25 protein-coding genes and 1 pseudogene are annotated in these 26,565 nt (G+C 63.2%); 11 read left to right on the top strand and 15 right to left on the bottom strand.

From position 1 onward, the window contains the following. Positions 1-76: 76 nt before the first annotated feature. The 5 genes from mmsB to FFS12_RS19435 form a co-directional block, all read right to left on the bottom strand. Positions 77-964 carry a 3-hydroxyisobutyrate dehydrogenase gene (mmsB, locus tag FFS12_RS19455; protein ID WP_137889346.1) on the bottom strand — a complete coding sequence of 296 codons (888 nt, stop codon included), beginning with the start codon at positions 962-964 and terminating at the stop codon, positions 77-79. A 37-nt stretch (positions 965-1,001) separates the two neighbouring features. After that, entirely contained in the window at positions 1,002-2,105 is a 1,104-nt protein-coding gene (locus tag FFS12_RS19450) for an enoyl-CoA hydratase/isomerase family protein (RefSeq protein ID WP_137889344.1), read from the bottom strand. A gap of 71 nt (positions 2,106-2,176) precedes the next feature. After that, positions 2,177-2,995, bottom strand: a complete 819-nt coding sequence (locus FFS12_RS19445; RefSeq protein ID WP_137889342.1) for an enoyl-CoA hydratase — start codon at positions 2,993-2,995, stop codon at positions 2,177-2,179. 104 nt (positions 2,996-3,099) lie between these two features. Then, on the bottom strand, positions 3,100-4,263 hold the full coding sequence (locus FFS12_RS19440) for an isobutyryl-CoA dehydrogenase (protein ID WP_137889340.1): 1,164 nt from the start codon (positions 4,261-4,263) through the stop codon (positions 3,100-3,102). A 103-nt stretch (positions 4,264-4,366) separates the two neighbouring features. Continuing rightward, complete coding sequence (locus tag FFS12_RS19435; RefSeq protein WP_137889338.1) at positions 4,367-5,860, bottom strand: CoA-acylating methylmalonate-semialdehyde dehydrogenase; 1,494 nt, start codon at positions 5,858-5,860, stop codon at positions 4,367-4,369. Positions 5,861-6,000: 140 nt separating this feature from the next. Here FFS12_RS19435 and FFS12_RS19430 point away from each other — a divergent pair, with 140 nt between their 5' ends. Further along, on the top strand, positions 6,001-6,882 hold the full coding sequence (locus FFS12_RS19430; RefSeq protein WP_137889336.1) for an AraC family transcriptional regulator: 882 nt from the start codon (positions 6,001-6,003) through the stop codon (positions 6,880-6,882). 57 nt (positions 6,883-6,939) lie between these two features. Here the strand turns inward: FFS12_RS19430 and FFS12_RS19425 are convergent, their stop codons facing one another. Further along, positions 6,940-7,353 (bottom strand): PaaI family thioesterase, encoded by a 414-nt coding sequence (locus FFS12_RS19425; RefSeq protein ID WP_137889334.1) that lies wholly within the window; start codon positions 7,351-7,353, stop codon positions 6,940-6,942. 280 nt (positions 7,354-7,633) lie between these two features. On the opposite strand from FFS12_RS19425, the gene ung reads away from it, so the two are divergent. Next, entirely contained in the window at positions 7,634-8,332 is a 699-nt protein-coding gene (gene ung / locus FFS12_RS19420; RefSeq protein ID WP_137889332.1) for a uracil-DNA glycosylase, read from the top strand. An 84-nt stretch (positions 8,333-8,416) separates the two neighbouring features. On the opposite strand, the gene FFS12_RS19415 is transcribed toward ung, so the two are convergent. The 5 genes from FFS12_RS19415 to FFS12_RS19395 form a co-directional block, all read right to left on the bottom strand. After that, positions 8,417-9,457 (bottom strand): AbrB family transcriptional regulator, encoded by a 1,041-nt coding sequence (locus FFS12_RS19415; protein WP_137889330.1) that lies wholly within the window; start codon positions 9,455-9,457, stop codon positions 8,417-8,419. Next, entirely contained in the window at positions 9,450-10,964 is a 1,515-nt protein-coding gene (locus FFS12_RS19410; protein ID WP_137889328.1) for a tripartite tricarboxylate transporter permease, read from the bottom strand. The genes FFS12_RS19415 and FFS12_RS19410 overlap by 8 nt, the downstream gene beginning before the upstream one ends. Positions 10,965-10,968: 4 nt before the next feature. Then, positions 10,969-11,424: a tripartite tricarboxylate transporter TctB family protein gene (locus tag FFS12_RS19405; RefSeq protein ID WP_137889327.1), complete on the bottom strand. Its 456-nt coding sequence runs from the start codon at positions 11,422-11,424 to the stop codon at positions 10,969-10,971. 89 nt (positions 11,425-11,513) lie between these two features. Further along, the gene (locus FFS12_RS19400; protein WP_137889325.1) at positions 11,514-12,500 is read right to left on the bottom strand and encodes a tripartite tricarboxylate transporter substrate binding protein; all 987 of its coding nucleotides are present in this window, start codon (positions 12,498-12,500) and stop codon (positions 11,514-11,516) included. A 39-nt stretch (positions 12,501-12,539) separates the two neighbouring features. Continuing rightward, positions 12,540-13,805, bottom strand: a complete 1,266-nt coding sequence (locus FFS12_RS19395; RefSeq protein ID WP_137889323.1) for an OprD family porin — start codon at positions 13,803-13,805, stop codon at positions 12,540-12,542. Between the two features lie 261 nt (positions 13,806-14,066). Between FFS12_RS19395 and FFS12_RS19390 the strand changes: the two genes are divergently transcribed. Together FFS12_RS19390 and FFS12_RS19385 are read left to right on the top strand one after the other, a co-directional pair. Beyond that, entirely contained in the window at positions 14,067-14,738 is a 672-nt protein-coding gene (locus tag FFS12_RS19390; RefSeq protein WP_137818884.1) for a response regulator, read from the top strand. Beyond that, positions 14,731-16,122: a sensor histidine kinase gene (locus FFS12_RS19385; protein ID WP_137889321.1), complete on the top strand. Its 1,392-nt coding sequence runs from the start codon at positions 14,731-14,733 to the stop codon at positions 16,120-16,122. Before FFS12_RS19390 ends, FFS12_RS19385 begins: the two co-directional genes overlap by 8 nt. On the opposite strand, the gene FFS12_RS19380 is transcribed toward FFS12_RS19385, so the two are convergent. The 3 genes and pseudogenes from FFS12_RS19380 to FFS12_RS19370 form a co-directional block, all read right to left on the bottom strand. Further along, positions 16,123-16,878: an ABC transporter substrate-binding protein gene (locus FFS12_RS19380; protein WP_137889319.1), complete on the bottom strand. Its 756-nt coding sequence runs from the start codon at positions 16,876-16,878 to the stop codon at positions 16,123-16,125. 69 nt (positions 16,879-16,947) lie between these two features. Next, positions 16,948-17,055 (bottom strand): annotated as a pseudogene (locus FFS12_RS19375) (histidine kinase); the annotation flags it as partial. 59 nt (positions 17,056-17,114) lie between these two features. After that, complete coding sequence (locus FFS12_RS19370; protein ID WP_137889317.1) at positions 17,115-18,056, bottom strand: folate-binding protein YgfZ; 942 nt, start codon at positions 18,054-18,056, stop codon at positions 17,115-17,117. A gap of 122 nt (positions 18,057-18,178) precedes the next feature. Between FFS12_RS19370 and FFS12_RS19365 the strand changes: the two genes are divergently transcribed. Beyond that, positions 18,179-18,433: a succinate dehydrogenase assembly factor 2 gene (locus FFS12_RS19365; protein WP_137818881.1), complete on the top strand. Its 255-nt coding sequence runs from the start codon at positions 18,179-18,181 to the stop codon at positions 18,431-18,433. Continuing rightward, entirely contained in the window at positions 18,417-18,869 is a 453-nt protein-coding gene (locus FFS12_RS19360) for a protein YgfX (RefSeq protein WP_137889315.1), read from the top strand. The genes FFS12_RS19365 and FFS12_RS19360 overlap by 17 nt, the downstream gene beginning before the upstream one ends. On the opposite strand, the gene nadB is transcribed toward FFS12_RS19360, so the two are convergent. Continuing rightward, positions 18,838-20,454 carry an L-aspartate oxidase gene (nadB, locus tag FFS12_RS19355; RefSeq protein WP_137889313.1) on the bottom strand — a complete coding sequence of 539 codons (1,617 nt, stop codon included), beginning with the start codon at positions 20,452-20,454 and terminating at the stop codon, positions 18,838-18,840. The genes FFS12_RS19360 and nadB overlap by 32 nt on opposite strands. 375 nt (positions 20,455-20,829) lie before the next feature. On the opposite strand from nadB, the gene rpoE reads away from it, so the two are divergent. The 5 genes from rpoE (at position 20,830) to lepA (ending at position 26,561) form a co-directional block, all read left to right on the top strand. Further along, entirely contained in the window at positions 20,830-21,411 is a 582-nt protein-coding gene (gene rpoE / locus FFS12_RS19350; RefSeq protein WP_137818878.1) for an RNA polymerase sigma factor RpoE, read from the top strand. Between the two features lie 31 nt (positions 21,412-21,442). After that, positions 21,443-22,042 carry a sigma-E factor negative regulatory protein gene (locus FFS12_RS19345; protein WP_137889311.1) on the top strand — a complete coding sequence of 200 codons (600 nt, stop codon included), beginning with the start codon at positions 21,443-21,445 and terminating at the stop codon, positions 22,040-22,042. Between the two features lie 8 nt (positions 22,043-22,050). Beyond that, entirely contained in the window at positions 22,051-23,004 is a 954-nt protein-coding gene (locus FFS12_RS19340) for a MucB/RseB C-terminal domain-containing protein (RefSeq protein WP_137889308.1), read from the top strand. Positions 23,005-23,178: 174 nt separating this feature from the next. Then, positions 23,179-24,609 (top strand): DegQ family serine endoprotease, encoded by a 1,431-nt coding sequence (locus tag FFS12_RS19335; protein ID WP_171011924.1) that lies wholly within the window; start codon positions 23,179-23,181, stop codon positions 24,607-24,609. A gap of 152 nt (positions 24,610-24,761) precedes the next feature. Then, positions 24,762-26,561, top strand: coding sequence for a translation elongation factor 4 (gene lepA, locus FFS12_RS19330; protein WP_137889302.1), 1,800 nt, complete (start codon positions 24,762-24,764; stop codon positions 26,559-26,561). The last annotated feature ends 4 nt before the right edge of the window (positions 26,562-26,565 follow it).

The following is a 26,565-nucleotide window of genomic DNA, read 5'->3' as shown; positions in this document are numbered from 1 at the left end:
ACCGACGTTTTTGTAGGAACGGCCCATGTCCGCGAAGAAGCCAATCGCGGGCATGGGCCGTTCCTACAGTGCCGTGCTATTCGGCAACGAACAGCTTCTGCACCACCGAAAAATCTTCTTGGCCGTGGCCCTGCTTGAGCAGCAAGCGATACAGGCTCAGCGCCAGCGCGCCCATCGGGGTGCTGCTGCCGGTGGCTTGTGCGGCTTCCTGGGCCAGGCCCAGGTCCTTGGTCATCAACTCCGCCATAAAGCCGCCGCTGTAGCCCTTCGACGCCGGGGCGTTTTCCATCACGCCGGGCCAGGGGTTGTAGCGCTCCAGCACCCAGTTGCCACCGGAGCTCTGGCGCATGATCTCGGCCAGGGTCTTCGGGTCGAGACCATTGGCCACGCCGAGGGCCATGCTCTCGGCGGTGCCGAGCATCTGCACCGCCAATAACTGGTTGTTGCAGACCTTGGCCACTTGCCCGGCGCCATCCGGGCCGGCGTGGAAGATATTCTTGCCCATGGCGTTCAGCAGCGGCCGGGCTTTCTCCAGCGCACCGGCTTGGCCTCCGATCATAAAGGTCAGGGTGCCGGCCGCCGCGCCGGCGGTGCCGCCGGAGACCGGTGCATCCAGCATCTCCAGACCCAGCTCGGCGGCGGCCTGGTGCACCTTCTTGGCCGACTCGGGGGCGATGGTCGAGCACTCCAGCACCAAGCTGCCGGGGGCGATATAGCCGAGCAGGCCCTGTTCGCCGAGGTACAGGTCTTCGACATGGCGGCTGGCCGGGAGCATGGTAATCACCACTTCGGCTTCTTGCACGGCGTCGCGGGCGTCATTCGCGGGGTGGGCGCCTTCGGCCGCCAGCTCGTCGATGGCGCTTTGCTGCAAGTCGAAGACCTTGAGTTCGAAACCGGCTTTGAGCAGGTTGCGAGCCATGGGTAGGCCCATATGGCCGAGGCCGATAAAGGCGACTTTTTTCATGGTTGTGCTCCTTGGCCGAGGTGAGGTGAATAGGTTCTTACAAGTCCGCCAGCGGGTGCGGGCCTTCCCAGGTCGGCTGGAAGTGCGCCTCGATGACGGCTGCGGGAATGTTGGCGACGTCCGGCCAGTGCCAGCGCGGCGCGTTGTCCTTGTCGATCAGACGGGCACGTACGCCTTCGGGGAATTCCGGGTGGCGACAGCTGTTCAAGCTCATGGTGTATTCCATCTGGAACACTTGCGCGAGGGACAGGTGTTTGCCCCGTTCGATCTGCTGCCATACCAGGTGCGCGGTGAGCGGGCAGCCGGCCGCCAGGGTCTTGGCCGCGCGGCTGAGCAGCGGGTCGCGATCGTCTTGCAGGGCGCTGATGGCGCGCCAGGCGCTGGGGAGGTCGGCGACATCCAGCAGGTGGTCGATAGCGTTGCGCCGCGCGAGCAGCGGGGCTTGCGGCAGTTGCTCATGGGCCTCGTGTGCCATGGCTTTGAGCAGGCTGTTCAGCTGCATGGCCGGCTGTTCTTGCCAGTTCAGTTGCAGCAGCCCCTGGATCAACTCGTCCTGCTGCTCGTCACGCAGGAAGCGGTCGGCCAGGCCGAGCTGGAGTGCATCCTGGGCATTGACTTGCGTGGCGGTCAGGCCGAGGAACAGGCCGAGCCTGCCTGGCAGGCGGCTGAGGAACCAACTGCCGCCGACATCCGGATACAGGCCGATATTGATTTCCGGCATCGCCAGGCGGCTGCTCGGGGTGACGATGCGGATGCCCGCGCCTTGCATCAAACCCAGGCCGCCGCCCAGCACATAGCCATGGGCCCAACAGATCAGCGGCTTCGGATAGGTGTGGATGCGGTGGTCGAGGCGGTATTCGTCGGCGAAGAAGCGCCCGGCCAACGGCGGTACTTGGCCGGGATGTTCGCGGCAGGCCTCAATTAGCCTGCGCACATCGCCGCCGGCGCAGAAGGCTTTCGGCCCGTTGCCCCGCAGGATCACGCAGGCGATGGCCGGGTCTTCGGCCCAGGCGTGCAGTTTGGCGTCCAATGCCTCGATCATCGACAGCGAGAGGGCATTCAGGCTCTGTTCGGCATCCAGGCTGGCGATGCCGATGCGGGCGCCGTGCCGACTCACGAGCTCTTCGAAAGTTACGTTCATGTTGCCGGTTCCTGGTGCGCGCGGCGCACCCTACGGGTGTGTGTAGAGTGCGCTGTGCGCACCATCTAGGCTTATCGGTTACGCCATTGCGGGTCGCGTTTTTCCAGGAAGGCGTTGACGCCTTCGCGGGTGTCATCGGCATCGAACAGGTCGACGAAGCGTTCGCGCTCCTCGGGCAGCCAGCTGTTCGGCCCGCGCTCACGGGCGCCCTGCAGCAGGGGCTTGATGGTGCGCACCGCGACTGGGCTCTGCCGCGCGACTTTGGCCGCGAGCAGCAGGGCATGGCCGCGGGCTTCCCCGCTGTCCACCACTTGTTCGACCAGGCCGATGCGCAGGGCGGTTTCCGCATCGACGCGCTCGCCGCAGAGGATCATGCGTTTCGCCCAGCCTTCGCCGATCAGCCAGGGCAGCGCCTGGGTGCCACCGGCGCACGGCAACAGGCCAACCGTGGCCTCCGGCAGGGCCATTTGCGCCTGGCGCTCGGCGATGCGGATGTCGCAGGCCAGGGCGCATTCCAGGCCGCCGCCCATGGCGTAGCCGTTGATCGCGGCAATCGACACGCCGCGGAAATCGCGCAGGGCCTCGAAGGCTTCGCCGAAACGCCGGGCCAGCTCGCGGGCGCGGGCTTTATCGCCATCGGCGAAGAGCTTCAGGTCGGCCCCGGCGCTGAAGAATTTGCTGCCTTGGCCGGTGATCACCAGGGCGTAGATAGCGTCATCGCGATTGAGGTGCTCGATCAGCTGCTTGAGGCCGATCAGCGATTCGTGATCCCAGGTATTGGCCGGCGGGTGGTTGATGGTGAGCAGGGCGGTGTGCCCGTGCTTCTCCACCGTCAGTTTATGGGTCAGGTCGAAGAGACCGGGGTTGTAGGCTTCTACGGCGTTGCTCATAAGCGATTTGTCCCTGTCGTAGGCTGGGTAGAGCGCAGCGAAACCCAGCACTTGCAAAAAAACGGACCTGGGTTTCGCGCTGCTCTACCCAGCCTACCTCGTAGCTACAGCAGTTGATCGAGCATACCGCCTTGCTCCAGCAGGCGCCGCGCCACGATCACGCGCATGATTTCGTTAGTGCCCTCGAGGATCTGGTGCACGCGGCTGTCACGGACCCAGCGTTCCAGCGGGTAATCGTTCAGGTAGCCATAGCCGCCGTGCAGTTGCAGCGCCGCATTGCACAGGTCGAAGCAATGGTCGGTGGCGAAGCGTTTACTCATGGCGCAGTAGAGGCTGGCTTCCGGGTGTTGCTGATCGAGCTTATGCGCGGCCAGGCGCACCATTTGCCGGCTGGCAGTGAGGTCGGTGAGCATGTCGGCAAGCTTGAATTGCAGGGCCTGGAACTCTGCCAGCGGCTTGCCGAATTGCTTGCGCTCCTCAACATAGCGCAGCGATTGCTCGAGCGCGGCCTGGGCCGCGCCGAGCGAGCAACTGGCGATATTCAAGCGGCCGCCATCCAAACCCTTCATCGCGTAGACGAAGCCCTGGCCTTCCGGGCCGATGCGGTTGCCCGCCGGAATGCGCACGCCCTCGAAACTGATCGAGCGGGTCGGCTGTGCACGCCAGCCCATCTTCAATTCATTGCGCCCATAACGCACGCCGGGGGCATCGGCCGGCACCAGAAAGCAGGAAATCCCCTTGGCGCCGTCTCCACCGGTACGCGCCATGACAATCAGTACGGAGGTCGAGCCGGCGCCGGAGATAAAACATTTGCTGCCGTCGATGACGTACTCGTCGCCCTCGCGTTTGGCGCGGGTGCGCAGGTGCGCGGCGTCGGAGCCGGCGTCCGGTTCGGTCAGGCAGTAAGAGGCGAGCAATTCGCCGCTGATCAGGCGTGGCAGCCATGCGGCTTTCAACGCCGGGTCGGCGAAACTGGCGAGCATCCAACTGGCCATGTTGTGAATGGTTAGGTAGGCGGTGGTGGCGACACAGCCGGCCGACAGTTGCTCGAAGATCAGCGAGGTCGACAGCCGCGAGAGCCCCAGGCCACCATCCTCCTCACCGATATACAGGGCCAGATAGCCCTGCTCGGCGGCGCGACGGATCACGTCTACGGGGAAGTGATGGTCGCGATCCCAGTCGGCGGCGTGCGGTGCCAGTTCATGGCTGGCGAAGGCCCGCGCACTCTCGACCAGCAGGCGTTGCTCTTCGCTTAGGTCAAAATCCATGTCTTCTCCATTGGTGCAGGAGCCTAGATCGTAGGCTGGGTAGAGGCGCTAGCGCCGAAACCCAGCGTGATGCGGCGCTGGGTTTGGCTGTGCTCTAGCTAGCCTACTTCAACTGAATGGTCATATTCGGCCCACTCACCGGACTCTCATCGAACCAGCGGCTGGTGACGGTCTTGGTCTCGGTGTAGAAACGCACGCCCTGTTTGCCATAGGCGTGCAAGTCGCCGTAGAACGAGCCTTTCCAGCCGGTGAAGGAGAAGAACGGCAGCGGCACCGGCACCGGCACGTTGATGCCGACCTGGCCGACTGCGATGTCGTGCTGGAAGTGCCGCGCGGCGCCACCCGAGCTGGTGAAGATCGAGGTGCCGTTGCCGTAGGGGCTGTCGTTGATCAGTTTGATCGCGTCCGCCAGGCTCTCGACCTCCATGCACACCAGCACCGGGCCGAAGATTTCCTCGCGGTACAGGCCCATCTTGGTGCTCACCCCACGGAACAGGCTGGGGCCGAGCCAGTTGCCGTCGGGGTAGCCAGGCACTGTGCAGTGGCTGCCGTCGAGCAGACACTCGGCGCCTTCGGCTTTGCCTTCGACGATCAGGCGTTGCACGCGTTGCTTGGCCTGCTGGCTGATCAGCGGGCCGTAGGCGGCGCGCGGGTCATTCCAGTAGCCGGGACGCAGTTCGGCCATTTGTCCGGCCAGTTCGGGGATCCAGTCTTTCGCGGCGCCGACGAAGACCACCACGCTGATCGCCATGCAGCGTTGCCCGGCGGCGCCACAACTGGCGCCGACCAGGTTGCTCAGGGCCTGATCCTTGTTCGCGTCGGGCATGATCACCATGTGGTTCTTCGCCCCGGCGAAGGCTTGCACGCGCTTCAGGTGGGCGGTGCCGGTGCGGTAGATATGCTGGCCCACCGGCACCGAACCGACGAAGGAGATGGCACGGATATCCGGGTGGGTGAGCAGGGCGTCGACTTGTTCGCGGCCACCGTGCAGCACCTGCAGTACGCCTTTCGGGGCGCCGGCCTCGATAAACAGCTCGGCCAATCGGTTGGGGGTCATGGGGTCCTGTTCGGACGGCTTGAGGATGAAGGTGTTGCCGGCGGCGATGGCCAGCGGGAACATCCACAGGGGAATCATCGCCGGGAAGTTGAACGGGGTAATGCCGACGCAGACGCCGAGCGGCTGGATCCAGCTGGCGGTATCGATACCGCGGGCGATGTTTTCGCCGGTTTCGCCCATCATCAGGCTGGCGATGTTGGCGGCCTGCTCGACGACTTCGATCCCGCGCCAGACATCGCCCTTGGCATCGGCGAAGGTCTTGCCGGTTTCCTTGGCGAGGATCTGTGCCAGCTCGTCGTGGTGTTCCTTGAGCAGGTGCTGGTAGCGCAGCATCAAGCGCGCACGTTCGGATACCGGCACTTCACGCCAGCTGAGGAAGGTTTCCTTGGCGCTGGCGATGGCCGCTTCAATTTCCTCGTGGGTGGCTTTGGGGGCCAGGGCCAGGACTTCCTGGGTCGCCGGGTCGGTCACCTCGATCAACTCGCGGGAGCGGCTTTCGCGCCACTCACCGGCAATCAACTGGGGAATTACCTTGCTCATCGCACTCTCCACGGTAGCGGGTTGCCAGCGTTTATATATAGCGACTGTTGGGCGTGCTGAGGATTGACGATCTTGGTCGGTGGATGGACGATCTTGGGATTGATTATCGCTCGGCCCGCTAGGCCGAAGGATGCAGCCGCATGGTCCGTAGCGTCGAAACCTCTAACTGGCCCCTGCCGGCCAATGGCCTGCGCTTTATCACGCCGCCGCGCTTACGCCGGGCGCTTTCCCGTCATCCGCTGGCGATGGGCTGCTATCCGCTGGCGCTCGGGTTTTATCCCGAGGCATACGGGCATCGCATGAGCCGCCCGCAGCCGGAGGATCATCTACTGCTCTATTGCCGCGCCGGCCAGGGTTGGTTGGAAACCGAGGATGGACGATTCGAGGTCGGCGGTGGTGATCTGCTGTTGCTGCCAAAAGGTCGCGCGCATGCCTACGGCGCGGACGCCAGTCGACCCTGGACGCTGTATTGGGTGCATTTCGAGGGCGAGTTGGCGGCGGAGTTTTTGCGCCCGCTGGGCAAGGGGCCGATCTGGCGGATTGGCGTGCAACCGCGTCTGCTGGCGGAGTTCGATGCGCTGCTGGGGTTACGCCGGCAAGGCCTGAGCCTGCCGCATTTCATTCTGGCGGCGCACCAGCTGCAGGTGCTGCTGACTTCGCTGGCGGTACTGCCGGCACGGGCCACGCTGAAGTCCGGGCGGGTATTGGATGTGGATGCGGTGCAGGCGGTGATGCGCGCCCATCTGCATGGCGCGCTGAACCTCGACCAGTTGGCGGCGCAGTTCAAACTGTCGCGCTTTCACTTCGCCAAGACCTACCGCGCGCTGACCGGCTATGCGCCGATCCAGGACTTTATCCGGCTGAAAATGGCCCACGCCTGCCGTCTGCTGGATGAGGGCGAGCAGGGCATCGGCCAGGTTGCCGAGCAATTGGGCTACGAGGACGTGTATTACTTCTCGCGGTTATTTCGCAAAGTCGTCGGCATGGCGCCCAGTCACTACCGGGCGCTGCATCAGGGGTAAGCGCTTGGGGGCGCCGCAAGCGGCTCCTTGTTGGGCATTGCTTTGCTCAGCGCCAACCTACACGCGTGCGATGGTCGCCAAGCCGGTGGCGATGATCTTTTCTTGACCGTCGCGCAGGGCAAAGACGTCGGCGCGGGTCACCACCTGACGTTGGCCGGCCTTGATCACGGCGCTGCGGCAGATCAGCTTTTCGCCGATGGCCGGTGCCAGCAGGTTGACCTTGTACTCCGCGGTCACCACATCGCCGACCACCGAGGCCGCGGCCCAGGCGCAGGCGCTGTCGATCATAAAACCCACCACCGCGCCGTGGACGAAGCCGTGGTGCTGGGTCAGTTCGTGCCGCGGCAGCACCTCAAGGGTGATCTGGCCGGGGGCGAACTCGGTCAGCTCGAAGCCGATCATCTGGGCAAACGGCGAGTGTTGCAGGGCTTCTTCCAAATGTTCGCGGGTAATCGCGGTAGGGCTTTCCATGGCATCTCTCCGGCTGAGGTTCATCCACAGTCTTGGCCTCTGGGTACGCTACGGCAATCAGCATCCAACGGCGTGATGGCGCTGTATCAGCACTTGCCTTGACTTGCCCGGAGCGCTTCTCTAGGTTGCCGTTTTTGTTGGCTATGTCTGAGTTAGCTGTTGCAGGGCGGGCATTGGAAATGCGCAAAACCTGACGAAGGGTTGCAGCCCAGCTAACGGGTACATAACCTTTTTTTGTTTGTGTTCAGGCCGCGCTGCGCGCAGGCCTGTTGGGGGATGGATGAACGCCGCGGATGACCGTATCAAACTCGAAGCGGGTTGGAAGAACGCCCTGCGCGAGGAATTCGACAAGCCCTATATGCGCGAGCTGAGCGAGTTCTTGCGCGATGAGGCGGCGGCCGGCAAGGAGATCTATCCGCCGCGGCCGCTGATCTTCAACGCGCTCAACCTGACGCCGTTGGATCAGGTCAAGGTGGTGATCATCGGCCAGGATCCCTATCATGGCCCCGGTCAGGCCCATGGCTTGTGTTTCTCGGTGCAGCCGGGGGTAGCTCCGCCGCCGTCCTTGCTGAACATCTACAAGGAATTGAAGCGCGACCAGAATATCGAGATCGCCCAGCACGGCTGCCTGCAGAGTTGGGCGGAGCAGGGCGTGTTGCTGCTCAATACCTCGTTGACCGTCGAGCGTGCGCTCGCCGGCTCCCACGCGAGCAAGGGCTGGCAGCTCTTTACCGATAAGGTCATTGAGGTGGTCGGTGCCCATCAGTCGCGCCTGGTGTTCCTGCTCTGGGGCGCGCATGCGCAGAAAAAGGAAAGTCTGATCGACCCGACCAAGCACCTGATCCTGCGCTCGCCGCACCCCTCGCCGTTGTCCGCCCATCGCGGTTTTATCGGCAACGGCCACTTTGGCCGCACCAATAAGTTCCTCGTTCAATACGGCCTCAAGCCGATTGATTGGCGGTTGCCGGAGATCGTCTGAGGTTGGGCATGCGCTCTGCTAAGCGAGCACGTCAAGTAGGTAATAGGCGGAGCGAAGAGCCAAAAAAAGCCCGCACAAGGCGGGCTAAAACGTGGTCTTGCCGATTCGTTGCCAGAGCCTGAACACCGGCTCTGCGAGAAACAGCACCAGCAATAACCTCAACACCTGCAACGCCGTCACCAGCGGCACCGAGAGGTGGAGTGCCTCGGCCGTCAAGCTGAGTTCGGCGATGCCGCCGGGCATCATGCCGAGCATCAGCGACTGGTGATCCAGCGCGCCGAGCCAACCCAAAACCTCCGCGGCGAGCGCGGCGAACAGCATCATCAAGGCGGTAGCCAGCAGAGTGCGAGCGATAAACGCGGGGGCACTGCGAAAGAACAGCCTGTCGAAGTGGCAACCCAGCGCACTGCCGATCAACCATTGGCCCAGCGCGCTAGCGAAGCCGGGCAGGCCGATCTGCAGGTCGAAGCCGAGGCTGATCGCCGCGCTGACCACCAGCGGGCCGAGCAGCCAGGGATTCGGTTGGCGCAGGCGTTGCCAGAACACCGCCACCAGCGCACCTGTGGGAAACAGCAGGGCCAGCCAGCGCCAGTCCACCGCTGCGGCTTGATGTACGGGCGCTCCAGCACCCAGCAGCCACTGGAACAACGCGGGCACGCTAAGTATCACCAGCAGCAGACGCAGACTTTGCCCGGCCGCGACCCGGCTGGCGATGGCGCCATTGCGGGCGCCGAGGTTGAGCATTTCGCTGGCGCCGCCCGGCATGCTGGCGAAGAACGCGGTGGCGCGATCCTCGCCGCTGCGGCGCAGTAGCGAGACGCCTATCAGGCAGGACAGTGTGGTCAGCAGCGCGCCGACCAGGATGATGCCGTTATGCGACAGCACCTGTTCGAGCACCGCCGGGGTGAAGTGCAGGCCGATGCCAATGCCGATGATCCATTGCCCGCATTTGCGGGCGCCGGGTACTTCAGCCAACTGCCAGCCCGCCAGGCAGCGCAGCAGAATCACCGTCAGCAACGAGCCGATCATCCACGGCAGTGGCCAGTCAACCAGGCTGGCCAGGTAGCCGCCGGCCAGGCCGACCAGCGGCGTTCCCCACCAGTCCGGCCAGGTTCTTTCAGGCATTCGCCAGCTCGCGCCGCAGGGCAGCACGCTTACGCAGGATACGGACGATCGGCAGCACCAGCATGGCCGCTACCAGCACCCAGCAGCCGATGCTGATCGGGCTGGCCCAGAGAATGTCCAGGTTGCCGTTGGAGATCGACAGTGCGCGGCGCAGGTTATCTTCCATCAAGCCGCCCAGCACAAAGCCGAGCAGCAGCGCCGAGAGCGGGAAATCCAACTTGCGCAAGACGTAACCGAAGACCCCGATGCCGACCATCAGCAGCAGGTCGAAGGTCGTCGCATGCACGGCGTAGACGCCGATCGAGGTGATGATCGCGATCAGCGGCACCAGCGCCCAGTTCGGCACGCTGAGGATGCTGGTGAATACGCGGATCATCGGCACGTTGAGGATCAACAGCATGATGTTGGCGATGAACAGCGAGGCGATCAGGCCCCAGACGATGTCCGGTTGGTTCTGGAACAGCAGCGGGCCTGGGGTGATGTTGTATAGCGATAGCGCGCCCAGCATCACCGCGGTAGTGCCGGAGCCCGGTACGCCGAGGGTCAGCATGGGGATCAGGTTGCCGCAGGCGCAGGCGCCGATGGAGGATTCCGGTGCGGCCAGGCCGCGCATGTCGCCCTGGCCGAACTTGCCTTTCGGGCCGATCAGGTTCTTCTCGCTCATATAGGCCACCGCACTGCCGACAGTCGCGCCGGCGCCGGGCAGCACGCCGAAGACGAAGCCGATCAGGCCGCCACGCAGGGTGGTCATGAAGGTGAAGGTGACTTCCTTGAAATTGAACATCATGCGGCCGCTGGCTTTGATCGCCTGCTGGCCGTGATGGGTTTTCTCCAGCATCAGGAGAATCTCGCTGACCGAGAACAGGCCCAGGACCAGGACCACGAACTGAATGCCGTCGGCCAGGTGGACGTTGTCGCCGGTGAAGCGGTACACGCCGCTGTTGGCGTCGATGCCGATAGTCGCGAGGAATAGCCCGAGCAGCGCCGCAACCAGGGTTTTCACCGGTTTGTCGCCGGCCATGCCGCCCAGGCAGACAATGGCGAAGACCATCAGCACGAAGTACTCCGCCGGGCCGAAGGCAATCGCCCATTTCGCCAGCAGCGGGGCGAACAGGACCATGCCGATGATGGCGATGAACGCGCCGACGAAGGAGCTCCAGGCCGAGAGCGACAGCGCGACCCCGGCCAGGCCCTGGCGGGCCATCGGGTAGCCGTCGAGGGTGGTCATCAGGGTCGAGGCCTCGCCGGGAATGTTCAGCAGAATCGAGGAGATGCGTCCGCCGTACTCGCAGCCGAGGTAGACAGCGGCGAGCAGGATCAGCGCCGATTCCGGTGGCAGGCCGAGGGCGAAAGCCACGGGAATCAACAGCGCTACGCCGTTGATCGGGCCGAGGCCGGGTAGCAGGCCGACTATGGTGCCGATAAAGGTGCCGATGAGGGCCGCCGTCAGGTTATAGGGGGTCATGGCAACGCCGAACCCCTGACCGAGCAAGCTTAAGGTATCCATGTCATCACTCCAGCACGCTGAGCAAACCCAGCGGCAGCGGTACGTCGAGCACTTTGTCGAACAGCAGATAAAGACCAATCGCCAGGCCGAGGCTGACCAGCACCGCGGGTTTCCAGGGCGCGCCATAGAGCATGGCCAGGCCGATACCGACCAGGCTGCTGCTGACGATCAGGCCGAGCGGCTCGAACAGTGCGGCATAGGCCAGCAGCATGACGATGCACAGGCCGATCTTGCGCAGCGTGGCGTTGTCCAGCGGGTGGTCGTCGTGCCCTTTGCTCAGGCGTGTCGGGCGAATGGTCAGGTAGATCAGGCCGATTGCGGTCAGGCCGAGAATCAACAACGGGTAGGCGCGCGGGCCGACCGGTTCGTAGGAGAAGGCCGTCTGGTATTGCCAGGCGAACACGGCGAGCACCGCGCAGGCGATGAGCCCGCTCAGGGTGAACAGTCGTTGGAACAGCATGGGGAAGTCCTCGCGGGAACAGGCAGAGGAGCGCGCTGGCCAGGACCTTCTCGAAAATTGAGAGGCATGGCTGGCCAGCGCGCGGCCGTTTATTGAATCAGGCCGAATTCCTTAGCCAGCAGCTTGTAGTCGGCGACTTGCTTCTTCACGTAGGTATCCAGTTCCGGACCGGTCATCGCAAAGGGGAACAGCTCACGCTGGTCGCGCAGCTTGGCGAAATCATCGGAGGCCAGCAGTTTGTTGAAGGCGTCCTTCCACCAGTTGTACTCGGCGTCGCTGACTTTTGGCCCGAGATAGAAACCGCGCACCACGGGCCAGACGATGTCGTAGCCCTGTTCCTTGGCGGTCGGGATATTGGCCATCGCCGCTTCTGGCAGGCGTTCTTCGGCGAACACCGCGAGCAGGCGCATGCCACCGCTCTGGACGTGCGGCATGGAGTCGGAGATGTCGGTACTGCCGACCTGAATATGCCCACCGAGCAGGGCGGTCGCGATTTCGCCGCCGCCTTCCAGGGCGACATAGCGCAGCTTGCGCGGGTCGATGCCGGCCGCGCGTGCGATCAGTGCGGTCTGCATCCAGTCCTGGCTGCCGACGGTGCCGCCGGAGCCGATCACCACCTTGTCCGGGTTTTCCTGGAGTGCTTTGACCAGATCGTTGAGGGTCTTGTACGGCGAGTCGCTGCGCACCGCGATAGCGCCATAGCTGGTGCCGACCGCCGCCAGCCATCTCACGGCGTTCTCGTCGAAACGGCCGAATTTGCCCTGCGCCAGGTTGAGCAGCGACCCGGAAGAGAAGGCGACTATGGCGTTGCCATCGGTCGGACGTTGCGCGACTACGGCGTTATAGGCCACCGCACCGACGCCGCCTGGCATATAGGTGACTCGCATGGGTTTGCTCAGCAGCTTGGCGTCCAGCAGGCCGCTTTGCGCCAGCTTGCAGGTCAGGTCGAAACCGCCGCCGGGTGCGGCCGGGGCGATGCACTCGGGGCGCTTGGGTTCAGCGGAGTCGGCCAGCAACGGGCCGGCAAATGCCAGGCAGGTTGCCGCTAAGGCGATGCGGGTCAGGACAGTTTTCATGGGCTGGATCTCCTGTGGAGTTTTATTGTGGGTCAAGCGTTACCAGATCGGCAGGCTGTAGCCGACGATCACACGGTTCTCGTCCGCATCGCGGGCGAAGTCGGAGCGGAAGCTGGCATTGCGCAGGCGTACATAGAGGTTTTTCAGCGTGCCGCTCTGCACCACGTATTTGAGCTCGATGTCGCGTTCCCACTCGCCGCCGGTGTCGTCGCTGCCGGCAATCCGGGCGTCGTCACCGCTGACGTAGCGGGTGGTGAAGCTCAGGCCGGGCAGACCGAGGCTGGCGAAGTCGTAGTCGTAACGGGCTTGCCAGGAGCGCTCGTCGGCATTGGCGAAGTCGTTGATCTGCGAGAAGTTGACCAGGTAGGGGTCGCTACCGTCGATATAGGCATAGCCGGTGTCGCCGCGCATGTCCTGGTAGGCGAGGCCGAGCTTGTGGCCGCTGATGGCGTAGCTAAGCATGCCGTTCAGCGCGCGGTTGTCGATCTTGCCGGCATTCGATGCGCCGGTATCGTCACTGAGCATCAGGCGCAGATCGGCGGACAGGGTGCCGGCGCCCAACGGGTGGCTGGTCAGCAGGCCGAAGAAGTGCTGGCGGTAGATGTCGTCCAGCTCGGCGAAGTAGTAGCGCCCGGTCAGGCCCTTGGCGAACTGGTAGTCGAGGCCGGCCAGGTCCAGGTGATCGCTGCTCACGCCGCGGGCGAAGCGCTTGTTCTTGCTGTTGAGCAGCAGGTCCTCGGAGTTGCTCGAGGCGCGGTCGATGACCTTGTCCAGGCGCCCGCCGGTGAAAGTCAGGCCGTCCAGCTCGGAGGAGCTGAGCAGGCCGCCTTCGAAGACCTGCGGCAACAGGCGGCTGTCGCTGGCCTTGACCACCGGCAACTCGGGAACGTGCGAACCGTAGCGTAGCTCGGTGCTGGAGACCTTGACCTTGGCGGTCAGGCCCAGGCGGCTGAACTCGTCCGGGGTGCCGCCGTCGTCCTGTACCGGAAACAGGTCGGTGCCGGTGCGACCGCCGCCGGAGTCCAGCTTCAGGCCGAGCATGCCCAGGGCGTCGAGGCCGAAGCCGAGCGTGCCGTCGGTATAGCCGGACTGGATGTCGAGAATGAAGCCCTGGCCCCATTCCTCACGCTTGTTCTGGCCGTCGCCCTCGCGGAAGTCGCGGTTCAGGTAGATGTTGCTGGTGGACAGGCTGGCCTTGCTGTCTTCGATAAAGTCGGCGTGGGCGACGGGGGCGAGCAGGGTCGCGGTGACGGCTAGGCTAAGCAAATGTGCAGGCGGCAGTGCCTGGCGTGAGGCTGTCAGCATCGTGTGGTATCCATTGTTGTTTTTGTTACGGCGGCACACCACTGTGCGAACCGTTTTGGTGGGTGGTTCGAGCCACCCTAAGCCGATGCTAGGGGGGCAAGCTTTCGCCAAGCTTTCAGCGCTAAAAGTTTTTCAACGGCCAGCGTTGGCTGGCATTTTGGTCATTCACAGGGCGCGCTGCGCCTGTAAACTCCGGCCCTTGAATAGTGCGGGTAGCGCTGCCGGCAGCGGTTTTTGACTCAGGCTTTAGTGGAGGTGGCGGTGCGAATTCTGCTGGTCGAAGACCATCCGCAACTGGCGGCAAGCGTGACCCAGGCATTGAAGAGTGCCGGTTGGACGGTGGATGTGCTGCACGACGGGGTGGCCGCTGACCTGGCGCTGAGCAGCGAAGAGTACGCCCTGGCGATTCTCGACATCGGCCTGCCGCGGATGGATGGCTTCGAGGTGTTGGCCCGCTTGCGCGGACGTGGCAAGACCCTGCCGGTGCTGATGCTGACTGCCCGCAGCGAAGTGAAAGACCGCGTGCATGGGCTGAATCTGGGGGCTGACGATTACCTGGCCAAGCCCTTCGAGCTGAGCGAGCTTGAGGCACGGGTCAAGGCGCTGCTGCGTCGCAGCGTGCTCGGTGGCGAGCAACAGCAGCGCTGTGGCGATCTGGTCTATGACCTGGGCACCCGGCGTTTCAGCTTGCTGGACGACATCCTCAGTTTGACCTCCCGGGAACAAGCGGTGCTGGAGGCCATGATCGCCAGGCCGGGGCGGGTGATGAGCAAGGAGCAGCTGGCGGCTCAGGTGTTTGGTCTGGATGAAGAAGCCAGCGCCGACTCCATCGAGATCTACGTCCATCGCCTGCGTAAGAAGCTTGAGGGCAGCAGCGTGCACATCGTCACGTTCCGCGGTTTGGGCTACCTGCTGGAGCCCATCGGTGGCTGAACCGGGCAGCCTGCGCGGGCGACTGTTACGCCGCCTGGCACTGCTGCTGGCGCTGATTCTGTTGCTCAGCAGCTTGAGCGCCTATTGGAGTGCCCGGCGCGCCGCGGACACGGCCTATGACCGCACCTTGCTGGCCTCGGCGCGGGCGATTGCCGATGGCTTGTACGCCGACGACGGCAAGCTCAAGGCCAATGTGCCCTACGTCGCCCTGGACACCTTTGCCTACGACAGCGCCGGGCGCATCTACTACCAGGTGCTGGATTTGAACGGTGCGCTGGTTTCCGGTTACGAGGATCTGCCGGCTGCCCCGCCGGGCACGTCACGGACCGATGATTATCCGGCGCTGGCGCGCTTCTATGATGCGCAGTACCGCGGCCAGGGCGTGCGGGTGGTCAGCCTGTTGCAGCCGGTGAGCGAGCCGCAGCTCAATGGCGTCGCCGAAATTCGTGTGGCCGAGACCCAGGGCGCACGCGAGCGCATGGCTCGCGACTTGTTGTTCGGCACCTTGTGGCGCATGGGCTTGCTGTCGTTCAGCGCGCTGGTACTGGTGTGGCTGGCGGTCAGCATCGCGCTGCGCCCGCTGGAGAGTTTGCGCCGGGCGGTGGCCGAGCGCGCCAGCGACGATCTGCGTCCGCTGCCGGAGGCGCCGTTACCGCGCGAGTTGCAGCCGTTGGTCAGCGCTCTCAATCAGTTCAATGCCCGGCTGCGCGGTTTATTCGAGCGGCAGGCGCACTTCATCGCCGAGGCTTCCCACGAATTGCGCACGCCGTTGGCGGCGCTCAAGGCGCGGCTGGAGTTAGGCCTGCGCGCGCAGGAGCCGCAGGTCTGGCGCAGCACCCTGGAAGAGTCGGCACAGAACACCGAACGCCTGACCCAACTGGCCAATCAGCTGCTGTCGCTGGCGCGGATCGAAAGCGGGGCGCGGGCTATCGCCGAGGGTGGAGCGCAGCGTATCGACCTCAGTCAGCTGGCTCGCGAATTGGGTCTGGCGCTGGCCCCGCTGGCCCATGCCCGTGGCTTGTCGTTGGCGCTGGAAGCCGAGCAGCCGGTCTGGCTGCGTGGCGAGCCGACCCTGCTCAACGAGCTGCTGTGCAACCTGGTGGACAACGCCCTGGCGCATACGCCCGCAGGCGGCAATGTGATTCTGCGGGTGCTCGAGCCGGGCGTGCTGGAGGTGGAGGACGACGGCCCGGGGATTCCCCCGCAGGAGCGGGACAAGGTCTTCGCCCGTTTCTATAGGCGCAGCCCGCAAGGCAGTGGCGCCGGCTTGGGGCTGGCGATAGTCGGGGAAATCTGCCGCGCCCATCTGGCGACCATCAGCCTGCATACCGGGGCGGCCGGCGGCTTGCGGGTACGGGTGGAATTCCCGCCCGAAGCGCGCTGATCAGGGCGCGGGGCTCAGCGGCTGCTGGATCTCCTGCAGGTACTGAGCGATCTTGCCGCTCGCCCGCAGCCGGGCCAGGCCACGGTTGAAACGGACCATCAGCTCGGCATTGCCCAGTACCTCGCGCGACAGCAGCAGGTGCAGGCTGTCGCTGTGCAGCGGCTTGGGGTGGATGCTCAGCTGGTCCCGTTCGGTTGCGCCGAAGTGCTCTTGCAGCATGGCCAGACCGACCACCTTGTCCATCGGGAACACATCGATGCGCCCGGCCAAAAGCTGGTGGAGGCACTGCTCGTCACTGGTCAACCGGTTTACCCGCAGGCGTCCTTCGGCCTCGGCCTGCTGGAAGGCTGCGCCGTAGTAGTAGCTACGGGTAGCGCAGATGCGCAGGCCGCGCAGGTCATCCACCTGCTGCCAGTCGAAGGCGCGGTCTTTGCGATGGAAGAAGTGATAGGCGCTTTCCACCACCGGCTCGCTGATATAGAAGGCCCGCTCGCGCTCCAGGCTGCTCCGCCAGACGGCGGTGCCGGCGCGTTGTCCGCGCTCGGCCAGCTTCAAGGCGCGGACCCAGGGGTAGAACTCCCAGTGTACCTCGACCCCCTCCAGGGCAAAGGCTTCGGCGACTATGCGCGAGGCCACGCCTTGGTGCGGTAGCTGTTGGCCGAGGTAGGGCGGCCATTCACCATTGGTCAGGCGCACTTCAGCTGCAGCCAGGAGGCCGCTGAACACCAATGACAGCAGCAGGAGCAAGTGGCGCATCGGATACATTCACCCGAACAGGACCACTTCCAAGTCTAGTGGCCGAGGCCGCTCTGCGCCCGGCTGGTCTTATTGCAACATGCCCATCGCCGCTTCCATGGCGGCGGCGAGGTCTTCATTCGCCTGCAAATCGGCACGCGGGGCGAGGCCGAGCTTGGCGAAGGCGGGCGCCTGGCTCATGGCTATGTCTCTGGGAAAGGCGGCGCTTGGAAAGCTGGCCGCCTGACTGGGTAGGGTTAGCGTTGGATCTCGCGATTGGAGTCCAGCGTATAGGGCAATTCCAACAAGCTGAGCGCCAGACCATCTTCGCTGCCGAGCCGGATACGGCCGTCGCTCACTGCATCTTCCTGCAGCACGGCGAGCAGCTCGATGCCGTTTTCCGCGTGAGCCGCCAGCACCACCTCGCCGACGCTTGAGCGGTGAACCGGGGAGAACAGTTCGGTGGCCGCTGCCGGTAGTTCGCCGGCGTCCAGGCTCAAGCGATACAGGCGCCGCTTGAGTTTGCCCAGGTACTGCATGCGCGCGACGATTTCCTGGCCGGTGTAGCAGCCTTTCTTGAAACTGACGCCGCCTAGGGCCTGCAAATTCAGCATCTGCGGGATAAACAGTTCGCGCGTAGCCCCCACGACCTGGCCGATGCCGGCGCGCACCTGGGCGAGCAGCCAGCTATTGAGCGGTGCTTGCGGCACGTGCGCGGCGAGGCGGGCTTGCAGGGATTCGTGGGCACTGGCGGGAGCCCAGAGCTCGGCGCGGCCGTCGGCCAGGCGGATGGCGATCGAGTCGGTGCCACGCGCCACGTGGTCGGCTTGCGGTGCCAACTCCAGGCCCAGCTCGGCCAGCACGGCATCGGACCCGCACAGGCCGAAGCGCACCCAGCGGGCGCTTTCATCGCCGAGTTTGGCTTTGGAAAAAACGGCGTATTTCTGCAGTTCGGCCAACTGCGACTCGAGCAGTTCGCTGGCCATCGCCAGGAGATAGCCGTCGCCGTCCGTCAGGATGCGAAAGCTCGACAGCATGCGCCCTTTGGGCGTGCAGCGGGCACCGAGGCTGGCCGTGGTGGCGTTAAGGTAGTTGAGGTTGCAGGTCAGCTGGCCCTGGAGGAACTTGCTGGCGTCAGGGCCGCGGACGGCGAGAACGCCCTCGTGGGGCAGCGTGCAGAAAAAAGCGGAGTCGGCCATTGAGAGTCGCTGAGTAAAAAGTCTGGGGGCCCATCATAGGGCTCAGCCAAGAGCTTGTCAGCGGGTGCCGGTGAGCGCTCTGCACCGTTATACTGCCGGTCTATTTTGCAGGAGCCGCTCGCATGGTCGACGCTATTGAACTCAACCGACTCTTTTGGCATAGCCGCCGCGGCATGCTGGAGCTGGATGTGCTGTTGGTGCCCTTCGTCAGAGAGGTTTACCCCAACCTCGACGCGGCAGATCGGGAACGCTACCGCAAGTTGCTGGAGTGCGAGGATCAGGACATGTTTGGCTGGTTTATGCAGCGCGGCGAGCCGGAAGACGCCGATCTGCGCCGCATGGTTCGGATGATTTTGGATCGTGTCCAGCCCAAGTAAGGTCTTCGAATGTCGCTGGCGCGCCTCGCGGCTGCTGCTGGCGGTTTATCTGGCGGCGCAGGTCGCTGCGCTGGGCGCGCTGGTTTTCGCGGAAATTCCACTCTGGGCGCGTGTGCTCGGGCTGTTGTTGTGCCTGGCGCATGCGGCCTGGGTGCTGCCGCGGCAGATTTTGCTGAGTGATGCGACGGCGTTTCGTGGCCTGCGGCATGACGCCGACGGCTGGCAGCTGTGGAATGCGCAGAACGGCTGGCAAGCCGTCCAGCTGCGCCCGGATAGTCTGGCGTTGCCGCTGGCGGTGGTGTTGCGCTTTCGTCTGGCGGGCGAGTGGCGGGTGCGCGGCCTGTGTATCCCGCGCGATGCGCTGGCGCCGGAGATTCACCGGCGTTTGCGGGTTCGGCTGAAATTCACTCGCCGTAGATGGGCGGCACCAGGATAGTGTCGTGTGCTTCGGGCAGTTGCTTCGGGTAGTCCAGGGTGTAGTGCAGGCCACGGCTCTCGTGGCGTTGCATGGCCGAGCTGATAATCAGTTCGGCGACTTGCGCCAGGTTGCGCAGCTCGATCAGGTCGCGGCTGACTTTGTAGTTGCTATAGAACTCGTCGATTTCATCCAGCAGCAGGCGTACCCGGTGTTGGGCGCGCTGCAGGCGCTTGTTGGTGCGCACTATGCCCACGTAGTCCCACATAAAGCGCCGCAACTCGTCCCAGTTGTGCGCGATGATGATGTCCTCGTCGGAATCGGTCACCTGGCTCGCATCCCAGCTCGGCAGCGCTTGCGGTGTCGGGGTGTGCGGCAAGTGCTGGAGAATGTCGGCGGCCGCCGAGCGGGCATAGACGAAGCATTCCAGCAGCGAGTTGCTGGCCATCCGGTTGGCGCCGTGGAGGCCGGTGAAGCTGGTCTCACCAATCGCGTATAGGCCCGGCACATCGGTGTGGCCGTGTTGGTCGACGACCACGCCACCGCAGGTGTAGTGCGCGGCCGGCACCACCGGAATGGCTTCGCGGGTGATGTCGATGCCAAAGTCCAGGCAGCGTTCATACACAGTCGGGAAGTGCGCCTTCACGAAGTCCGCCGGCTTGTGGCTGATATCCAGGTACACGCAGTCGACGCCGAGACGTTTCATCTCATGGTCGATGGCCCGCGCCACGATGTCGCGCGGGGCCAGCTCGGCGCGTGGGTCGAAACGCTGCATGAAGCGCTCGCCATTGGGCAGCTTGAGCAAGCCACCTTCGCCACGTATGGCCTCGGTCACCAGAAAACTCTTGGCCTTCGGGTGGTACAGGCAGGTCGGGTGGAATTGATTGAACTCCAGATTGCCGACCCGGCAACCGGCGCGCCAGGCCATGGCGATGCCATCGCCGCAGGCACCGTCCGGGTTGCTGGTATACAGATAAACCTTGGAGGCGCCCCCGCTGGCCAGCACGGTAAAGCGCGCGCCATAGGTGTCGACCTCACCGCTGGCGCGATTGAGGATGTAGGCGCCGAGGCAGTTATGCCCGGGTAAGCCGAGTTTGCGCTCGGTGATCAGATCGACCGCGACGCGCTGCTCCAGCAGTTCGATGTTCGGGCGTTGCTTGGCTTGAGCCAGCAAGGTGTTGAAGATGGCGGCGCCGGTGGCGTCGGCGGCGTGAATGATACGCCTATGGCTATGGCCACCCTCGCGGGTCAGATGAAACTCGAAGCCACCGTCCTCGCGCGCGGTCTCATCATCGCGGGTGAAAGGCACACCTTGCTCGATCAGCCATTCGATCGCCTCGCGGCTGTGCTCTACGGTGAAGCGCACGGCATCTTCACGGCAGAGGCCGGCGCCGGAGTTAAGCGTGTCCCCGACATGCGACTCGACGGTGTCGGCATTATCCAGTACAGCCGCTACGCCGCCCTGCGCCCAGTAGGTCGAGCCGTTAGTCAGGTCGCCCTTGCTGAGCACCGCGATGCGCAGGTGGGCAGGCAGGGTAAGGGCCAAAGTCAGGCCGGCTGCACCGCTGCCGATGACCAGGACGTCGTGCTGATAATGTTGGCTCATGTTCGGATTCCGCAAAAAGCGGCCCCTAGTATATAGGTGGGGTGGGCGGCACAATAGCGGGCTTATGACGGTGTATGGCGTTTGGGAACTTTCTTAGTCTCCCGGGTTCCATAGGCGGTTACCCAGAAAGGGACAACGCCGGTTTCGCTGTAGTGTCTGTGGCTCATATCGCACGTTATCACTGCGGCGAAAACCGGTGACAAGATTATCCGCGCAGCCGGCGCCATGCCGTGCTGCGCGACTCCGTGCAAGACAGATGTGTTTCTGTACGGAAGCTTGTTTGGGGGGAGAACTTTTGCGCAAGACCCGAGTCTATCTTGGCAAGACGATTCGCTTGCTGGTGCAGCATCCCTCCGAACTTAACGAGGAGTGTTCATGCTAACCCAGGAAGATGATCAGCAGCTGGTCGAGCGGGTACAGCGTGGCGACAAGCGGGCTTTTGATCTGTTGGTGCTGAAGTATCAGCACAAGATTCTCGGGTTGATAGTGCGTTTCGTGCACGACCCTCATGAGGCTCAGGATGTTGCCCAGGAGGCCTTTATCAAGGCCTATCGAGCACTGGCTAATTTTCGCGGTGACAGCGCCTTTTATACCTGGCTGTATCGCATCGCCATTAACACGGCGAAGAATCACTTGGTGTCGCGCGGTCGGCGGCCGCCAGAGAGTGATGTAAGTGCCGAGGATGCCGAGTTCTATGAGGGCGATCATGCCCTCAAGGACATCGAATCGCCGGAACGTTTGATGCTGCGCGATGAGATCGAGCGCGCGGTGCATCAAACCATCCAGCAGTTGCCTGAAGATCTGCGCACGGCCCTGACCTTGCGCGAGTTCGATGGTCTAAGTTATGAGGACATTGCCAGCGTCATGCAGTGTCCAGTGGGGACTGTGCGCTCACGTATCTTCCGAGCGCGGGAAGCCATCGATAAAGTCCTGCAGCCTTTGTTGCAGGAAGCCTGAGACAGCGGCGCTAGCCAAGAGAGGAACCGCCATGAGTCGTGAAGCCCTGCAGGAATCGCTGTCCGCGGTAATGGATAACGAGGCGGATGAGTTGGAGTTGCGTCGCGTGCTCAGCGCCAGTGACGACGCGGAGTTACGCTCTACTTGGTCGCGTTACCAGATCGCCCGCGCGGTCATGCATAAAGAGTTGCTCGAGCCCCGCTTGGATATTGCGGCGGCGGTTTCGGCGGCGCTGGCCGATGAGGTTGTTCCGCTTGTCGCACCTGTCGCCGCGGTCGCGGCACGTTGGCGCGGTCTCGGCCGCTTGGCGGTGGCCGCCTCGGTCACGCTGGCGGTGTTGGCCGGTGTGCGCCTGTATAACCAGGATGAGCTCACGGGCACCCAGTTGGCCCAACAAGGCGTGCAGCCGACGCTGCCGCAGATGCAAGGCTCCGCGGCGCTATTGGCCGGCTATAGTGAGGGTGTTGAACAGGCTCCAGCCCCGCAGGCGAATGACGCTCGGCGAGCGCAGTTGAGCTGGCATGAACAGCGTCTACCAACCTACTTGCGCCAACATGCGCAGCAGGCGGCCCTGAGTGGCACTGACAGCGTGCTGCCCTATGCCCGCGCGGCCAGCCTGGAAAGCCGCTGAGGAGGATCATGCGCGCCATCCCTTTCTCTCTCCTGCTGGGTAGCTGGCTGGCCCTGCCAGTGCAGGCGGCTGATGCGCAAGATTGGCTGAACCGCCTCGCCGAGGCGGAGCAGCGGCAAAACTTTCAAGGGACGTTCGTCTACGAGCGTAACGGTAGCTTCTCCACTCATAGTATTTGGCACCGGGTTGACAGCACCGGCGACGGCGAAGTGCGTGAGCGCTTGCTGCAGCTGGATGGCCCGGTTCAGGAAGTATTGCGGGTGAATGGCCGTACTCAGTGCGTGAGTGGTGCCTTGGCTGATCAGGTCTCCGATGGCCAGAGCTGGCCGGCTCGAGCGCTGGATCCCAAACAGCTCGCCGCCTGGTATGACCTGCGCATCCTTGGCGAGTCGCGGGTGGCGGGGCGTGCAGCCGTGGTGGTGGCGGTTCTGCCGCGTGATCAACACCGCTATGGTTTCGAGCTCCATCTGGATCGTGAGACTGGCCTGCCGTTGAAATCCCTGCTGTTGAATGAGAAGGGGCAGCTGCTTGAGCGCTTTCAGTTCTCTAGCCTAGATACCACGGCCCCGCTGGATGACGCGTTGCAGCCGAGCGCTAATTGCCAGCCCGTGCATTTTGCTGAGGCGCAAGCCATAGAACCGAATGCCTGGCGTTCGGAGTGGTTACCGCCGGGCTTCAATTTGAATAGCGTGCTGGAGCGACGTAGCCCGGCTTCGGCCGAGCCTGTCGCATGTTTGATGTATGGCGATGGCTTGGCGCGTTTCTCGGTGTTTCTCGAGCCTCTGCACGGCGCCGCGGTAGAGGATGCGCGTAGTCAATTGGGACCAACCGTGGCGGTGTCCAAACGCATGTCGACGGTCGATGGTGACGTGATGGTTACCGTGGTTGGCGAAATCCCCCTGGGTACCGCTGAGCGCGTGGCCCTGTCGATGCGTGCTGGTGCGGCGCAAGCCACGCCATGATCGAAGAGTTGGGGGTGGGCGGTCCCGCCGTGGCCTGGTTTTCGCTGCGCTGGTGGAATCGGCGCAGTGCAGACGCTCTCGCGTTGCAGCCGATAGTGTTGCGCGCCATGCTCACTGGGTCTGCCGGTTCGTTCTGAGTTTATTTTGTTGGTTCTGGATTGGAGCTGAATGTCGATGCTTAGCCTGAAATATGGTCTGTCTGCGCTGCTCACGCTGTTGTTGCTGAGTCAGGCGGCGGTTGCGCGTGCCGAATTACCGGACTTTACCGAGTTGGTCGAGGACGCGGCGCCGGCCGTGGTGAACATCAGTACCCGGCAGAAAGTGCCGGAGCGGATAGCCGCCGCTCCAGGTCAGCAGCAAATGCCGGACCTGGAAGGTCTGCCACCGATGCTGCGTGAGTTTTTCGAACGCAACATGCCGCCAGCACCGCGTAATCCAGGCAATGGTCGGCAGCGTGAGGCGCAATCGCTGGGCTCGGGTTTCATCATCTCGGCCGATGGTTATGTGCTGACCAACAATCATGTGGTGGCGGGTGCCGATGAGATCATCGTGCGCTTGTCCGATCGCAGTGAATTGGAAGCCAAGTTGATCGGCGCCGATCCGCGCACCGATGTGGCGCTGCTCAAGGTGGAAGGCCAGGGTCTGCCGACCGTCAAGCTGGGTAAATCGGATGATCTGAAAGTGGGCGCCTGGGTGTTGGCCATCGGCTCGCCGTTTGGCTTTGATCACTCGGTGACTGCCGGCATCGTCAGTGCCAAGGGCCGCAGCCTGCCGAATGAAAGCTATGTACCCTTTATCCAGACCGACGTGGCGATCAATCCGGGTAACTCCGGTGGGCCGCTGTTCAACCTGGCCGGCGAGGTGATTGGGATCAACTCGCAGATTTTCACCCGTTCGGGCGGTTTTATGGGCTTGTCCTTCGCCATTCCGATGGATGTGGCGATGGATGTGGCTAATCAGCTGAAAACCGAAGGCAAGGTCAGTCGTGGCTGGTTGGGTGTGGTGATTCAGGAAGTCAATAAAGACCTGGCTGAGTCTTTTGGCCTGGAGAAACCGGCCGGTGCGCTGGTGGCGCAGGTGCTGGAAGATGGCCCTGCGGCCAAAGGTGGCTTGCAGGTGGGTGATGTGATTCTCAGCCTGAATGGCCAACCGATCATCATGTCTGCCGATCTGCCGCATCTGGTCGGGGGCTTGAAGGCGGGCGCCAAAGCCAACCTCGAAGTGGTTCGCGAGGGTACTCGCAAGACGCTGCAACTGACTATCGGCGCCTTGCCGGCAGAGGGTGAAGAGCTTGCTGCGACCGGTATGCCGGGGATGGAGCGCAGCATTAACCGGATGGGGGTCAGGGTTGCTGAATTGACCGCCGAGGAGAAAAAGGGCCTCGACCTCAAGGGCGGCGTGGTGATCAAGGAGGTGCTGGAGGGGCCTGCCGCGCTGATCGGTCTACGTCCGGGCGATGTGATCACTCATCTGAACAATCAGGCGATCGACTCGGCCAAGACTTTCACACTGGTGGCCCAGGCCTTGCCGAAAAATCGCTCGGTCTCGATGCGGGTTCTGCGCGAGGGGCGGGCTAGCTTCATCACCTTCAAACTGGCTGAATAAATCAGCTGGGTAGGCGAAAAGGGCGGTCTTTACCGCCCTTTTGCATGGGCACCGGTCGGCAGCTAAACGTGACGCCCCGAGCGCTGATCGGGTACACTTCCCGGCTATTTTTCGGCGGGCAGTCTGCCTGCGGCCTTTTTGAGTGTTGATCCGTGAGTGACCTGAGTCATATCCGTAATTTCTCCATCATCGCCCACATTGACCATGGCAAGTCGACCCTGGCTGACCGCTTCATCCAGATGTGCGGGGGCCTGGCCGAGCGCGAAATGGAAGCTCAGGTGCTGGACTCCATGGACCTGGAGCGTGAGCGTGGGATCACCATCAAGGCCCACAGCGTTACCCTGTATTACAAGGCGCAAGACGGTAAAACCTACCAACTGAACTTCATCGACACCCCCGGGCACGTCGACTTCACCTATGAAGTCAGCCGGTCGCTGGCGGCCTGTGAAGGTGCGTTGCTGGTGGTCGATGCCGGTCAGGGTGTAGAGGCCCAGTCCGTGGCCAACTGCTACACCGCTATCGAGCAAGGTCTCGAGGTCATGCCGGTGCTGAACAAGATCGACCTGCCGCAGGCTGATCCAGACCGCGTCAAAGAAGAAATCGAGAAAATCATCGGTATCGATGCCACCGATGCGGTGACCTGCAGTGCCAAGACCGGTCTGGGCGTCGATGAAGTGCTCGAGCGCCTGGTGCACACCATTCCGGCACCCACCGGCAACATCGAAGACCCGCTGCAAGCGCTGATCATCGACTCCTGGTTCGACAACTACCTGGGCGTAGTCTCCCTGGTTCGCGTGCGCCACGGTCGCGTGAAGAAGGGCGACAAGATTCTGGTCAAATCCACCGGTAAGATCCACCTGGTGGACAGCGTCGGCGTATTCAACCCGAAACACACCGCTACCCTTGACCTGAAAGCCGGTGAAGTAGGCTTCATCATCGCCGGTATCAAGGACATTCACGGCGCGCCGGTTGGCGACACCCTGACCTTGAGCTCCACGCCGGATGTCGACGTGCTGCCCGGTTTCAAACGCATTCAGCCGCAGGTCTACGCCGGCCTGTTTCCGGTCAGCTCCGACGACTTCGAAGACTTCCGTGAAGCCCTGCAAAAGCTCACGTTGAATGACTCTTCCCTGCAATACACCCCGGAAAGCTCCGACGCACTGGGCTTCGGCTTCCGTTGCGGCTTCCTCGGCATGCTGCACATGGAGATCATTCAGGAGCGCCTGGAGCGTGAGTACGACCTGGATCTGATCACCACCGCGCCCACGGTAATTTTCGAGTTGCTGCTCAAGACCGGTGAAACGATCTACGTCGATAACCCGTCCAAGTTGCCGGATCTGTCGGCGATCGAAGACATGCGCGAGCCCATCGTGCGGGCCAATATTCTGGTTCCGCAGGAGCACCTGGGCAACGTCATTACCCTGTGTATCGAAAAGCGTGGCGTGCAGCACGACATGCTGTTCCTCGGCACTCAGGTACAAGTGACCTATGACCTGCCGATGAACGAAGTGGTCCTGGACTTCTTCGACCGGCTGAAGTCCACCAGCCGCGGCTATGCCTCGCTGGACTACCACTTCGATCGCTATCAATCGGCTAGCCTGGTCAAGCTGGACGTGCTGATCAACGGCGACAAGGTCGATGCCTTGGCGCTGATCGTGCATCGCGACAATGCGCACTACAAAGGCCGTGCATTGACCGAGAAGATGAAAGAGCTGATCCCGCGGCAGATGTTCGATGTGGCCATTCAGGCCGCGATCGGTGGGCAGATTGTCGCGCGCACCACAGTAAAAGCGCTCAGGAAGAACGTGCTAGCCAAGTGCTACGGCGGCGATGTGAGCCGTAAGCGCAAACTGCTGGAGAAGCAGAAGGCTGGTAAAAAACGGATGAAGCAAGTGGGCAACGTGGAGATTCCACAAGAAGCCTTCCTTGCGGTGCTCAGGTTGGATGGTTAAGGAC

The sequence above is a fragment of the Pseudomonas sp. 2FE genome (assembly GCF_005503735.1).
In the GTDB taxonomy this organism is placed as follows: domain Bacteria; phylum Pseudomonadota; class Gammaproteobacteria; order Pseudomonadales; family Pseudomonadaceae; genus Aquipseudomonas.
This window is presented reverse-complemented; position numbering and strand designations above follow the sequence as displayed.

Excerpts from the sequence above, each read along its gene's own strand:
- FFS12_RS19380 (WP_137889319.1), bottom strand. The coding sequence starts at position 16,878 with ATGCGCCACTTGCTCCTGCTGCTGTCATTGGTGTTCAGCGGCCTCCTG.
- FFS12_RS19345 (WP_137889311.1), top strand. The coding sequence starts at position 21,443 with ATGAGTCGTGAAGCCCTGCAGGAATCGCTGTCCGCGGTAATGGATAAC.
- FFS12_RS19395 (WP_137889323.1), bottom strand. The coding sequence starts at position 13,805 with ATGCTGACAGCCTCACGCCAGGCACTGCCGCCTGCACATTTGCTTAGC.
- FFS12_RS19415 (WP_137889330.1), bottom strand. The coding sequence starts at position 9,457 with ATGCCTGAAAGAACCTGGCCGGACTGGTGGGGAACGCCGCTGGTCGGC.
- FFS12_RS19450 (WP_137889344.1), bottom strand. The coding sequence starts at position 2,105 with ATGAACGTAACTTTCGAAGAGCTCGTGAGTCGGCACGGCGCCCGCATC.
- FFS12_RS19410 (WP_137889328.1), bottom strand. The coding sequence starts at position 10,964 with ATGGATACCTTAAGCTTGCTCGGTCAGGGGTTCGGCGTTGCCATGACC.
- FFS12_RS19445 (WP_137889342.1), bottom strand. The coding sequence starts at position 2,995 with ATGAGCAACGCCGTAGAAGCCTACAACCCCGGTCTCTTCGACCTGACC.
- FFS12_RS19340 (WP_137889308.1), top strand. The coding sequence starts at position 22,051 with ATGCGCGCCATCCCTTTCTCTCTCCTGCTGGGTAGCTGGCTGGCCCTG.
- mmsB (WP_137889346.1), bottom strand. The coding sequence starts at position 964 with ATGAAAAAAGTCGCCTTTATCGGCCTCGGCCATATGGGCCTACCCATG.
- nadB (WP_137889313.1), bottom strand. The coding sequence starts at position 20,454 with ATGAGCCAACATTATCAGCACGACGTCCTGGTCATCGGCAGCGGTGCA.
- FFS12_RS19365 (WP_137818881.1), top strand. The coding sequence starts at position 18,179 with ATGGTCGACGCTATTGAACTCAACCGACTCTTTTGGCATAGCCGCCGC.
- FFS12_RS19440 (WP_137889340.1), bottom strand. The coding sequence starts at position 4,263 with ATGGATTTTGACCTAAGCGAAGAGCAACGCCTGCTGGTCGAGAGTGCG.
- FFS12_RS19430 (WP_137889336.1), top strand. The coding sequence starts at position 6,001 with ATGGTCCGTAGCGTCGAAACCTCTAACTGGCCCCTGCCGGCCAATGGC.
- ung (WP_137889332.1), top strand. The coding sequence starts at position 7,634 with ATGAACGCCGCGGATGACCGTATCAAACTCGAAGCGGGTTGGAAGAAC.
- FFS12_RS19370 (WP_137889317.1), bottom strand. The coding sequence starts at position 18,056 with ATGGCCGACTCCGCTTTTTTCTGCACGCTGCCCCACGAGGGCGTTCTC.
- FFS12_RS19335 (WP_171011924.1), top strand. The coding sequence starts at position 23,179 with ATGCTTAGCCTGAAATATGGTCTGTCTGCGCTGCTCACGCTGTTGTTG.
- FFS12_RS19425 (WP_137889334.1), bottom strand. The coding sequence starts at position 7,353 with ATGGAAAGCCCTACCGCGATTACCCGCGAACATTTGGAAGAAGCCCTG.
- FFS12_RS19400 (WP_137889325.1), bottom strand. The coding sequence starts at position 12,500 with ATGAAAACTGTCCTGACCCGCATCGCCTTAGCGGCAACCTGCCTGGCA.
- FFS12_RS19435 (WP_137889338.1), bottom strand. The coding sequence starts at position 5,860 with ATGAGCAAGGTAATTCCCCAGTTGATTGCCGGTGAGTGGCGCGAAAGC.
- rpoE (WP_137818878.1), top strand. The coding sequence starts at position 20,830 with ATGCTAACCCAGGAAGATGATCAGCAGCTGGTCGAGCGGGTACAGCGT.
- FFS12_RS19405 (WP_137889327.1), bottom strand. The coding sequence starts at position 11,424 with ATGCTGTTCCAACGACTGTTCACCCTGAGCGGGCTCATCGCCTGCGCG.